The following is a 12,038-nucleotide window of genomic DNA, read 5'->3' on the forward strand; positions in this document are numbered from 1 at the left end:
GGTCAGGGGGCCAGCTCGGGAATGCGTTCGAGCAGCTCGTCGATGAGCGGGCGTTCATCGAAGCGTTGCAACGCCTGTTCGACCACCTTGCGAGCATCGTCGTGCCTTTCCAGTGCCCATAGTACCTCGGCCAGGTGGGCGGCAATCTCCTGGTCGGGCATGCCGGCATAGGCGCGCTCCAGCCATGGCAGGGCGCGCTCGGGGTCGCCCAGACGGTAATACACCCAGCCCAGGCTATCCATGATGGCAGGGTTGCCGGGTTCGAGTTCATGGGCTCGCTCGATCAGCTCGCGGGCTTCTTCCAGGCGATCCTCGACATTGAGGTCCGCCAGGGTGTAGCCCAGGGCGTTCAGGGCGGTGGCGTTGTACGGGTTGGCTTCGATGATGCGCCCGAGATCGCGCTCCATGGCTTCGATGTCGCCACGCTCCCAGGAGCGCATGCCGCGAAGATAGAGCAGGGTCTCATCGTTGGGGGTGCGCGAGAGTTCGCGGTTCAGCAGCGCGTCGGCTTCCGCTTCCAGACCGGCTTCGCCGAGCAGTTCCACTTCCAGCGCTACCAGCTCGCTGAAGCGGGCCTCGTGGCGCAGGCGCTCGATACGGAGAAAGGCGCGGGCGTCGAGCAGCCGATCGTCCTCTATCAGCATGCGTGCCGCGCGCAGCCGAGCGCGCAGGAAGTCGCTGCCGGGCGCCACCTGACGGTAGTAGAGCAGGGCGTTGTCCACCTCGTCCTCTTCCTCGGCGATGATGCCCATCAGGTAAAAGGCGGCGGGTGGGGGCTCGTCGCTGCTCACCAGGGGCAGCAGCAGGCGCCGTGCGGCATCCAGGTAACCGTCTTCCAGGTAGAGGCCGGCGAGAGAGATGCGCAGCTCCTGGTTGCCGATGTGCTCGTCGAGCAGGGTCGAGGTGTGGCGCTCGGCGGCGTCGACATTGCCTAGCATCAGCTCGGCTTGTGCCAGCAGCAGCAGAAAGCGCGGGTCGCCGGGAGACACCGCGAGGCCGCGGCTTGCGGCCTCGCGGGCCTGGCGCGGGTTGTCCGCCTCCAGGGCCAGCTGCGCCCGGGTCAGCCACAGGGCGGGCAGTTCGGCGTGGTCGCGGGCGAGCTGGTCCAGCCGCCGCTCGGCCTGCAACGACTGCCCGGTGGCTGCCTCCAGGATGGCCGTGGCCAGCACGGCATCGTGATGGTGCGGGTGCGCGGCGGCTCCGGGACGTTCGAGATACGCACGCAGGCGCTCACGCAGAGGCAGTGGGTCGGTGCCGGCCTCCAGGGCCAGCTCGGCGAGAAGTGCCAATTCGGCATGCTGGCCCTGTTGTGCCAGTGCCAGGCGCCACTCCAGGGCCGTCGTCCAGTCGCCGCGCTGCAGTGCCAGCCCGGAGAGCAGGCGCAATGGCGCTTCGGCATCCGGAGCGAGTGCATGCCAGGTACTCACCGCCTGGTCGAGCAGCAGAATGTCATTGCTGAAACGCGCCGCCAGCGTGCCGCGCTCCGCCAGCGGTGCGGCCTGGTAGCGCTCGGCCATGGCCAGGTAACCCAGGGTGGCGCGGCGGTAGTCGCCGCGCTGTCCGGCAAACTCCGCTGTCAGCAGCGTGGCCAGTCCTTCGGCGTCCAGGCCGCGCTCGATGGGCGGGGCCGTGGCCAGGGGGTCGTCTGTAGCGGTGGCGAATGGCGAGGTGGCCAGGCCTTGGCAGCCGCTCAGCAGTGCAGCCAGGCCAAGCACTGCCAATCCTTGGCGCGAAGAGCGCTTCAACGTCGAGGGCATGCGTGTCTCATCCGGTGTCCCGAGGTGTCAGCATAACGGCTAGCCGCGCAGTGGCAAAGGGATCGCTGCGATCGGGGCGGCCAAGCCATGAAAGCGGCTTGCCTTGTCGTGTGTCAATTGCGCGCTTGGTGTGGCTGGCGCCGAGCGCGCAAGGCTGTGATAGAATGCAGCGCCGCAGATACGTTTTTTTCACTTACGCTGCCGCCGGCCGACATCACCGAAGACGCTTAACGCATGACGCTTCTTGCCCTTGGAATCAACCACAGGACGGCCACGGTCGCGGTGCGCGAGCGGGTCGCCTTCACTCCCGCGCAACTGGAGTCGGCGCTGACCCAACTGCGCCATATGCCCCAGGTGCACGAGGCGGCGGTGCTGTCGACCTGTAATCGCACGGAGCTTTATTGCGTCACCGAGCCGAGCGGCGAGCGAGCCATTCTCGACTGGCTGAGTCACTTCCATGGGTTGCAGCTCGATGAGCTGACTCCCTGCGCCTATCACTATCTGGACAACGATGCCGCGCGTCATCTCATGCGCGTTGCCGTCGGGCTCGATTCGATGGTGCTGGGCGAGCCACAGATTCTCGGCCAGCTCAAGGAGGCGTATCAGTCTGCGCGTCAGGCGAGCGGCCTCGGCGGTGAGCTCGAGCTACTGTTTCAGCACACCTTTGCGGTGGCCAAGCAGGTGCGTACGCGCACCGGTATAGGCCAGAACCCGGTGTCGGTGGCCTATGCGGCAGTGAGCCTGGCCAGCCGCATCTTCGAGGACTTCGGTCGCGCCCGGGCGCTGTTGATCGGTGCCGGGGAGACCATCGAGCTGGTAGCCCGGCATCTGCGCGAGGCCGGCGTGCGCGACATGATCGTGGCCAACCGTACGCGGGAGCGTGCCGAGCTGCTGGCCGGCGAGTTCAATGCCGAAGCGATTTCGCTAAACGAGATACCTGACGCCCTGGCACGCTCCGACATCGTCATCTCTTCCACTGCCGCACCGCTGCCGATCCTGGGCAAGGGCATGGCCGAGCGGGCGCTGAAGAAGCGTCGCCATCGACCGATCTTCATGGTCGACATCGCCGTTCCGCGTGACATCGAGCCCGAGGTGGGCGACCTGGACGACATCTTCCTGTATACGGTCGATGACCTCAACGAGGTGATCCAGGAGAACCGACGTCACCGTCAGGCAGCTGCCGACCAGGCGGAGTCGCTGATCGAGCATGGCGTGCACGTCTGGCTGCATGAGCGGCGCATTCGTGGCGGCGGCGAACTGATTCGCCGCTACCGTGACCGGGCGGCCGAGCTGCGGGAACTCTCGGAGCGTCAGGCACTGGCCCGACTGGCCCGCGGCGAGGATCCCGAAGAGGTGATTCGCCTGCTCGCTCATCAGCTCACCAACCGGCTGCTACACCAGCCCACGGTAGCGTTGCGCGAGGCGTCCGGGAGCGAGCGGCGCGATCTGCTCAGCGCTGCCGAGGCGCTACTGCTGAACTCCCCAACCACGAAAATCTGACAGGACACGTCATGAAAGCGACCCTGCGCCAGCGTCTCGATGGCTTCGTCGAGCGCTTCGAGGAGCTCGCCGCCCTGCTGGCGGAGCCCGAGGTGATCGGCGATCAGCCCCGGTTCCGCGACTATTCCCGCGAGTATGCCGAGCTCGAGCCCCTGGTCGAGGCCTGGCGCGACTACCGTGCCACCGAGGGCGACCTCGACGATGCTGCGCAACTGGCCGAGGACAGCGATGCCGAGATGCGCGAGCTGGCCCAACTGGAACTGGAAGAGGGTCGGGAGCGGCTAGAAGGGCTGGAGGTGCGGCTCAAGCAGCTGCTGGTGCCGCGCGATCCCGACGATGGCCGCAACGTCTTTCTCGAGGTTCGCGCCGGTACCGGCGGCGACGAGGCGGCGCTGTTCGCCGGCGATCTGTTCCGCATGTACTCCCGCTACGCCGAGAAACAGGGCTGGAAGGTCGAGGTGATCAGCGCCAGTCACGGCGAGCAGGGTGGCTACAAGGAGATCATCTCCCGCGTGAAGGGAGAGGGTGTCTATGCCCGGCTCAAGTTCGAATCGGGTGCGCACCGCGTGCAGCGCGTGCCGGCCACTGAGTCCCAGGGTCGCATCCACACCTCCGCCTGTACCGTGGCGGTGATGCCGGAAGCCGACGAGGTCGGTGACGTCGACATCAATCCCGCCGATCTGAGGGTGGACACCTTCCGCTCCAGCGGCGCCGGCGGTCAGCACGTCAACACCACCGATTCGGCCATTCGCATCACCCACCTGCCTACCGGCGTGGTGGTGGAGTGCCAGGAGGAGCGCAGCCAGCACAAGAACCGGGCCAAGGCGATGTCGCTGCTGGCCGCCCGCCTCAAGCAGAGCGCCGTGGAGAGCCGGCAGCGCGAGCAGGCCGATACCCGTCGCAGCCTGGTGGGCTCCGGGGATCGCAGCGAGCGAATCCGCACCTACAACTTTCCCCAGGGGCGGCTCACCGACCATCGCATCAACCTCACCCTCTACAAGCTGGGCGAAGTCATGGCCGGCGAGCTCGATGAAGTGCTCGACCCCCTGGTGCACGAGCACCAGGCCGAGCAGCTTGCGGCCTTGCAGCAGGAGGTCTGATGGCCACGGCGGAGGGGGGCGGGGCGGTACGGGGAGGCACCATCCGCCTCGATGTGCTGCTGGCCCGGGCGAGCGAGCGTCTGGCGCGTTCGGGTTCGCTCAGCCCCAGGCTCGATGCCGAAGTGCTGCTGTGCCATGTACTCGAGGTCGATCGCACCTGGCTCTACACCTGGGGTGACAGGCCGGCATCCACCTTTCAGCGTGCGCGCTACGAGGCGCTCGTCGCCGCCCGGGCGGCGGGGCGCCCGGTGGCCTACCTCACCGGTATGCGTGAGTTCTGGGGGCTGCCGCTGGGTACCTCACCGCACACCCTGATTCCGCGTCCCGATACCGAAACCCTGGTGGAGATGCTGCTCGAACTGGCGGCGCAACCATCGGGGCGGCTGCTCGATCTTGGCACCGGCACCGGTGCCATTGCGCTGGCCTTCGCCAGCGAACGCCCCGACTGGCAGGCCCTCGGCGTCGATCGTGTGCCCGAGGCCGTGGCGCTGGCCGAGTCCAATGCCCTACGGCTGGGCATCGCCAATGCGAGCTTTCTGCCGAGCGACTGGTTTGCGGCCGTGTCGGGGCAGCGCTTCATGCTGATCGCGGCCAACCCACCTTATATCGATGCCGAAGACCCGCACCTGGGTCAGGGCGATGTGCGCTTCGAGCCCATGAGCGCGCTGGTGGCGGCCGACTCGGGGCTGGCGGATCTGCGTCATATCGTTGAGCAGGCCGTCGATCATCTCGAGCCCACTGGCTGGATCGTCCTCGAGCATGGCCACGAGCAGGCGGCGGCCGTACGGGGCCTGCTGCAAGGCCGCGGCTATGTGGCGGTGGACAGCCGGCGGGACCTGGGGGGGCGGGAGCGCGTCACCTTCGGTCGTTTGTCGCCATAGCGTTGAGGGAGCGGTACTGGAGAGGGAGCGGGGGCTGTGGTACACCTATTCAGGAAATAATTCCAAATGTCGTCATGTTTGTGACACTGAACACCAGCGCTGCGCCTGATTACCGCGCTTTTTCAGGTTGATTTGCTGTCATGGCGACGCTTCACTCACTCTGAATCGGCACCCCTCGACACGACAATGAAAACCAAGACCCGCTCACTGGACCGTATCGACCTCAAGATCCTGCGCTGTCTGCAGGAGAACGCCCGCATCTCCTATGTCGACCTGGCTGCCCAGGTAGGCCTTTCCACCACGCCTTGCCTGGAGCGCGTCAAGCGTCTCGAAAAATCAGGAGTCATCCGCGGCTACAAGGCCGTGCTCGATCCGCGCTCGCTCAAAGCTAACCTGCTGGTGTTCGTCGAGATCAGCCTGGAGACCCAGTCGCCGGCGGTGTTCGACGAGTTTCGCCGCGCGGTTTCGCGTCTGCCGCAGATCCAGGAGTGTCACCTGGTCTCGGGGCAGTTCGACTACATTCTCAAGTGCCGAATTCCCGAAATGGCCGCCTACCGTCAGCTTCTCGGCGATGTGGTGTTGACCCTTCCCGGGGTCAAGGAGTCGAAGAGCTACGTGGTGATGGAGGAGGTCAAGGAGGAGTTCTCGCTCTACGTCCCCGACATCGAGGAGCTCGAAGACAAGTAATGGTCATGAACGACGAGGCGCTGCTGCGCTACAGCCGGCAGATCATGCTGGAGGCGATCGACATCGAGGGGCAGGAGCGCCTGCTGGCCTCGCGGGTATTGGTGGTAGGCGCCGGCGGGTTGGGCTCGCCGGTAGCCCTCTACCTGGCCGCCGCCGGCGTTGGTCGCCTGACCCTGGCCGATGCCGACGCAGTGGAGCTTTCCAATCTGCAGCGTCAGATCGCTCACGGCATGGCCGACCTGCAGCGTAACAAGGCGTGCTCCGCACGCGACTCGGCGCTGGCGCTCAACCCGGGATGCGACATTCGCGCGATCGAGTCGCATCTCGACGAGGCCGCGCTCGACGAGGTGATAGCCGATGTCGACCTGGTCCTCGACTGCACCGACCGTTTCTCCAGCCGCTATGCCATCAATGCCGCCTGCCGCCGAGCCGGCGTGCCGCTGGTGTCAGGGGCGGCCATCCGTTTCTCGGGGCAGCTCGCCGTGTTCGATCCGCGCGATCCGGCTGCCCCCTGCTACGCCTGCCTCTATCCGCCGGGAGAGGGGGGCGACGAGGAGCTGCGTTGTGCCGAGAATGGCGTCGTGGCACCGCTGGTGGGGCTGATCGGCTGCTTTCAAGCGCTGGAGGCGGTCAAGCTGCTCAGCGGTGCCGGCACCCCGCACCGTGGGCTCTCCACCTTCGATGGCATGACGGGGCAGTGGCGCCACTTCCAGGTTCCACGAGATCCTGCCTGCCCTGTCTGTGCCGGCACCGGGTAGGCAAGATGATGGTTATTATTTGACAGGTTTTGCGTGGCGAGTAACCGTTATATTACGTTTTTTCACGATTTTATTTTATTAATCCATTGATTTAATGGTAATTTTCTTGGATTTGCGGGTTCGTTCAAAGCGCTCGCTCGGAAAATATCGTTGTTGGATACTTGACACTCCCCGTTGGTATGATGCCAGACTAAAGCAACCACAAGCTGGATCATTCCAGGAATCGTTGCATGGCCGATGCCGCACACTTTGCAAACCCCGCCTCCTACTACCGGGACTCGGTGGCGGTACGTCTCGAGCAGGCGTGCCCGCCGCAGCGCGGGCACCAGCGCGTCGACGTCTGCGTGATCGGTGGCGGCATCACCGGCTGCTCCGCGGCACTGCATCTGGCCGAGCGCGGCTACTCGGTGGCCTTGCTCGAGGCCCATGAGATCGGCTTCGGGGCTTCCGGGCGCAGCGGCGGCCAGATTCTGCCCGGCCTGGGCACCGATATTGCCACCGTGGAGCAGGCGCTGGGTCGTGAACAGGCTCGCCAGGTGTGGGAGATGAGCCGCGAGGCCGTACGCTTGACGGCAGAATTGATCGAACGTCACGCGATTCCCTGCGATCTCGCCTGGGGCTATCTGCATGCCGCGGTGAAGCCGCGTCACGTACGCGAACTGCGGCAGTTTCAGGAGCGCATGGCACGCGACTACGGCTACGAGGCGCTCGCCTGGCTCGAAGGCGGGGTGCTGCGCGAGCGTGTGGCCACCGATGCCTACCCCGGGGCGCTGTTCGAAAGCGAAGGCGGCCACCTGCATCCGCTCAATTACACCCTGGGCTTGGCGCGTGCCGCCCAGCAGGCGGGAGTGGCGATTCACGAGCATAGCCCGGCCCTGGACGTTCGCCGCGGTCAGCCGGCCAACGTGGTGACCGAGCACGGCGAGGTCAGCGCCGATTTCGTGGTGGTGGGGGCCAACGCCTACCTGGGCCAGCTACTGCCGGAGCTGGATGGGCGCGTCATGCGTGCGGCCAACTACATCGTCGCCACCGAGCCTTTGGGTGAGGCGCGGGCCAGCCAAGTGCTGCCGCGCAACGATGCCCTGTCCGATGCCAACTTCGTGCTCGACTACTATCGCCTGTCGGCCGATAAGCGACTGATCTATGGTGGAGAGGTCAGCTACGATGGACGCGAGCCGCGCGGCCTGCAGCGGCGCATGGATGCCAAGATCGCGCGCCTCTTCCCGGTGCTCGAGGGCGTTCGCATCGACTACCGCTGGGGAGGGGACGTGGCCATCACGCTCAATCGAGCGCCGGACTTCGGCCGGCTCGGCGCCAACGTCTACTATGCCCAGGGCTACTCGGGGCACGGCATGGCGCTGGCTGGGCTGGCCGGAAAGCTCCTGGCCGAAGTCATCTCCGGTCAGAGCGAACGCTTCGATCTCTTTGCCGCCATGCCACACCGCCGCTTCCCGGGCGGCGAGCGCCTGCGCACGCCGCTGCTGGTCCTGGCGACCACGTTCTACAAACTGCGTGACCGACTATAACGACGAAAGGTTCGGCTAGAGCCGCAACGAGGTTCCCATGAAAGACCTGGAAAGCTGGCTGAAGGAACGACGCATCACCGAGGTGGAGTGTCTGGTCAGCGACATCACTGGCATCGCCCGCGGCAAGATCACTCCCGTATCGAAGTTCATGGCCGAGAAGGGCATGCGCCTGCCCGAAAGCGTGCTTCTGCAGACCGTCACCGGCGATTACGTCGAGGACGAGCTCTACTACTCATTGCTCGACCCGGCCGATATCGACATGCTGTGCCGGCCCGACAGCTCGGCGGTCTACCCGGTGCCCTGGGCACTCGAGCCTACCGCCCAGGTGATTCACGACTGCTACGACAAGATGGGCAACCCCATCGAACTCTCCTGTCGCAATCAGCTCAAGAAGGTGTTGGCGCTCTATGCGGAGCAGGGCTGGAAGCCGGTGGTAGCACCGGAAATGGAGTTCTATCTGACCAAGCGCTGCGAGGATCCCGATCTGCCGTTGCTGCCGCCCATCGGACGCAGCGGGCGCCAGGAGACCGGGCGGCAGTCGTTCTCCATCGATGCGGCCAACGAGTTCGATCCATTGTTCGAGGACATGTACGACTGGTGCGAGGTCCAGGGGCTCGATATCGACACTCTGATCCATGAAGAGGGCACCGCCCAGATGGAGATCAACTTCCGTCACGGCGACCCCTTGATGCTGGCCGACCAGGTGTTCGTGTTCAAGCGCACCCTGCGCGAGGCCGCGCTAAAGCACGACGTGGTAGCCACCTTCATGGCCAAGCCGATCACCAACGAGCCCGGCAGTGCCATGCACATTCATCAGAGCGTGCTGGATGCGGCTACCGGCAAGAGCGTGTTCGCCAACGAGGATGGCTCCATGAGCCAGCTGTTCCTGCACCATATCGGCGGCATGCAGCGTTTCATCCCCGAGGCGCTGCCGCTGATGGCGCCCAACGTCAACTCCTTCCGTCGCTTCCTGCCCGACACGTCGGCGCCGGTCAACGTTGAGTGGGGCGTAGAGAATCGCACCTGCGGTCTGCGCGTTCCCGATTCGTCGCCGCAGAACCGACGCATCGAGAACCGGCTGCCGGGGGCCGACGCCAACGCTTATCTGGCCATCGCGGCCAGCCTGCTGTGCGGCTACCTGGGCATGGTACAGCAGCTCAACCCTTCCGCGCCGGTGCAGGGGCGGGCGTTCGAGCGACGCAACTTGCGGCTGCCGTTCACCTTGGAGCAGGCACTTGAGCGCATGGAGAATTGCAGCGAGCTGGAGCAGTACATGGGCCATCGCTTCGTGACCGGTTACGTGGCGGTCAAACGGGTGGAGAACGAGAATTTCAAGAAGGTGATCAGCTCGTGGGAGAGGGAGTTTCTGCTGCTGAGCGTCTAGTGGAGAGAAATGCCCGGCGGATGACATGGTCGGGCTCACGAAAAGCAGTGCAGATAAAACAACGCAAACAAGAGGTGCCATCATGTCCTGTCAACGCAAGCTGTCCCTGGCCGTCGCGCTGGGTTCTCTGGCCATGGCCGCTGCTGCCGTCCAGGCCAACGAGGTGCGGGTCTACAACTGGTCGGATTACATCGCCCCGGACACCCTGGAGAAGTTCACCGAAGCCACTGGCATCCGGGTGATCTATGACGTCTACGACAGCAACGAGGTCCTCGACGCGGCGATGCTCGCGGGCCGTTCCGGCTATGACGTGGTGGTACCCTCCAACCACTACCTGACCCGCCAGATCAGCGCCGGCGTGTACCAGGAACTCGACCACGACAAGCTGCCCAACATGGCCAACCTCAACCCGGAGCTGTTGGACGATCTGGAGTTCATCGATTCCGGCAGCCGTTACTCCATTCCTTACATGTGGGGCACCAACGGCATCGGCTACAACGTCGAGCGGGTCACCGAGATTCTCGGCGACGACGCGCCGCTCGACTCCTGGGCACTGCTCTTCGACCCCGAGATCACCACGGCGCTGCGCCAGGGCGGCTGCGGTATCTCGATGCTCGACTCAGGCGACGAGATGCTCTCGCCGGCCATGGCCTATCTCGGCCTCTCTCCGCTCTCCGAAGAGACGGCCGATCTCGAGGCGGCCGGCGACCTGATTGCGGCCGTGCGCGACAACATCACCTACTTCCACTCCTCGCGTTACATCTCGGACCTGGCCAACGGCGACATCTGCGTGGCGGCCGGCTACTCCGGCGACATCTTCCAGGCCGCCGACCGCGCCGAGGAGGCCGGCCGCGACTTCACCATCGACTACATCATTCCCAAGGAAGGCGCGGCGCTGTGGTTCGACATGATGGCGATTCCCGCCGATGCACCGAACCCCGACAACGCCCATGCCTTCATCAACTTCATCCTCGAGCCCGAGGTCGCGGCTGCGATCACCGAGTATGTGGTCTACGCCAACCCCAACATCGCTGCTAACGAGTATCTCGACCCCGACATCCTCAACGATCCGGCCATCTACCCGGACCAGGAGGTGATGGACAACCTCTACGTGGCCGAGGAGAAGCCGCTGGCCGTGCAGCGGGTGCGTACCCGTGTATGGAACCGGGTCAAATCCGGCATGTGAGGCTTCATGCCGGCCCTTCGGGGCCGGCGGGTTCTTGTCTGGCTAGAGGAGACGCTGCGATGCCGCAGACCCAGACACACACATCGGAGCCCGTGCAGCGAGCCACCGAGAGAGCGGCCGAAAGCGCTGCCGTGCCGGGCAAGCCGCGACCGATAAGGGAAGAGGGGCTGATGGAGATCCGTCGTGTCAGCAAGCGCTTCGACGGCGTGCTGGCGGTGGACGACGTCAGCCTGTCGATCCGCCGCGGCGAGATCTTCGCGCTGCTGGGCGGTTCGGGCTCGGGCAAGTCGACGCTGCTGCGCATGCTGGCCGGCTTCGAGAAGCCCAGCGAAGGGCAGGTCGTGCTCGACGGCGAGGACATCACCGCCATGCCGCCCTATGAGCGGCCGATCAACATGATGTTCCAGTCCTATGCGCTGTTCCCGCACATGACGGTGGCGCAGAACATTGCCTTCGGTCTCAAGCAGGACAAGCTGCCGCGGCGTGAGATCGAGGAGCGTGTGGCCGAGATGCTCAAGCTGGTGCACATGGAGGCCTACGCCCGGCGCAAGCCGCACCAGCTTTCCGGCGGCCAGCGTCAGCGCGTGGCGCTGGCACGCTCGCTGGCCAAGCGGCCCAAGCTGCTGCTGCTCGACGAGCCCATGGGGGCGCTGGACAAGAAGCTGCGTACCGAGATGCAGCTCGAGGTGGTGCAGATCCTGGAGCGGGTCGGCGTGACCTGCATCATGGTCACCCATGATCAGGAGGAGGCCATGACCATGGCCGACCGGGTAGCGATCATGTCGGATGGCTGGATCGCCCAGGTGGGCACGCCAGTGGACGTCTACGAGAGCCCGGCCAACCGCATGGTGGCGGAGTTCGTCGGTTCGGTGAACCTGTTCGAGGGTGACATCGTGGTCGACGAGGTCGATCACTGCGTGATCGAAAGCCCGGCCCTGGGCCGCCCGATCCGTATCGGCCATGGGGTCAGTACCCAGGCCGACGAGCGTCGGGTATGGGTCGCGCTGCGTCCGGAGAAGACAGGTCTCACCCGCGAGCGACCGCCGGGCGAGTGCAACTGGGAGGCCGGGGTGGTCGAGGACATTGCCTACCTGGGCGGCCTGTCGGTCTACTTCGTGCGGCTCGAGAGCGGTCAGCTGATCAAGGCCAGCATGGCCAATACCGAGCGCCGCGGCGACAGGCCGCGCTGGGACGAGCCGGTCTTCGTGTACTGGGACGAGCATAGCGCCGTCATCCTGCACGACTGAGCCATTGCCGGA

10 protein-coding genes are annotated in these 12,038 nt (G+C 65.3%); 9 read left to right on the forward strand and 1 reads right to left on the reverse strand.

Going from position 1 to position 12,038, the window contains the following annotated elements:
• Positions 1 to 2: 2 nt before the first annotated feature.
• The gene (locus HOP59_RS05370; RefSeq protein WP_234253102.1) at positions 3 to 1,757 is read right to left on the reverse strand and encodes a tetratricopeptide repeat protein; all 1,755 of its coding nucleotides are present in this window, start codon (positions 1,755 to 1,757) and stop codon (positions 3 to 5) included.
• A gap of 234 nt (positions 1,758 to 1,991) precedes the next feature.
• Between HOP59_RS05370 and hemA the strand changes: the two genes are divergently transcribed.
• From hemA to potA, 9 genes are all read left to right on the forward strand, one after another.
• A complete protein-coding gene (gene hemA, locus HOP59_RS05375) occupies positions 1,992 to 3,257 on the forward strand; it encodes a glutamyl-tRNA reductase (protein WP_010629225.1) in 1,266 nt (421 codons plus the stop codon).
• A gap of 11 nt (positions 3,258 to 3,268) precedes the next feature.
• Positions 3,269 to 4,357, forward strand: coding sequence for a peptide chain release factor 1 (prfA, locus tag HOP59_RS05380; protein ID WP_234253103.1), 1,089 nt, complete (start codon positions 3,269 to 3,271; stop codon positions 4,355 to 4,357).
• 41 nt (positions 4,358 to 4,398) lie between these two features.
• Positions 4,399 to 5,238: a peptide chain release factor N(5)-glutamine methyltransferase gene (gene prmC / locus HOP59_RS05385; protein ID WP_338073322.1), complete on the forward strand. Its 840-nt coding sequence runs from the start codon at positions 4,399 to 4,401 to the stop codon at positions 5,236 to 5,238.
• 186 nt (positions 5,239 to 5,424) lie between these two features.
• On the forward strand, positions 5,425 to 5,925 hold the full coding sequence (locus tag HOP59_RS05390) for a winged helix-turn-helix transcriptional regulator (protein WP_010629222.1): 501 nt from the start codon (positions 5,425 to 5,427) through the stop codon (positions 5,923 to 5,925).
• A gap of 5 nt (positions 5,926 to 5,930) precedes the next feature.
• On the forward strand, positions 5,931 to 6,683 hold the full coding sequence (locus tag HOP59_RS05395) for a HesA/MoeB/ThiF family protein (RefSeq protein WP_234253105.1): 753 nt from the start codon (positions 5,931 to 5,933) through the stop codon (positions 6,681 to 6,683).
• Positions 6,684 to 6,913: 230 nt separating this feature from the next.
• On the forward strand, positions 6,914 to 8,209 hold the full coding sequence (locus tag HOP59_RS05400; protein WP_234253106.1) for an NAD(P)/FAD-dependent oxidoreductase: 1,296 nt from the start codon (positions 6,914 to 6,916) through the stop codon (positions 8,207 to 8,209).
• 37 nt (positions 8,210 to 8,246) lie between these two features.
• On the forward strand, positions 8,247 to 9,593 hold the full coding sequence (locus HOP59_RS05405) for a glutamine synthetase family protein (protein ID WP_234253107.1): 1,347 nt from the start codon (positions 8,247 to 8,249) through the stop codon (positions 9,591 to 9,593).
• 82 nt (positions 9,594 to 9,675) lie between these two features.
• A complete protein-coding gene (locus tag HOP59_RS05410; RefSeq protein ID WP_010629218.1) occupies positions 9,676 to 10,779 on the forward strand; it encodes a polyamine ABC transporter substrate-binding protein in 1,104 nt (367 codons plus the stop codon).
• A gap of 170 nt (positions 10,780 to 10,949) precedes the next feature.
• Complete coding sequence (potA, locus tag HOP59_RS05415; RefSeq protein WP_141638656.1) at positions 10,950 to 12,026, forward strand: polyamine ABC transporter ATP-binding protein; 1,077 nt, start codon at positions 10,950 to 10,952, stop codon at positions 12,024 to 12,026.
• Positions 12,027 to 12,038 lie beyond the last annotated feature (12 nt).

The organism is Billgrantia aerodenitrificans (assembly GCF_021404405.1).
GTDB lineage: Bacteria > Pseudomonadota > Gammaproteobacteria > Pseudomonadales > Halomonadaceae > Halomonas > Halomonas aerodenitrificans.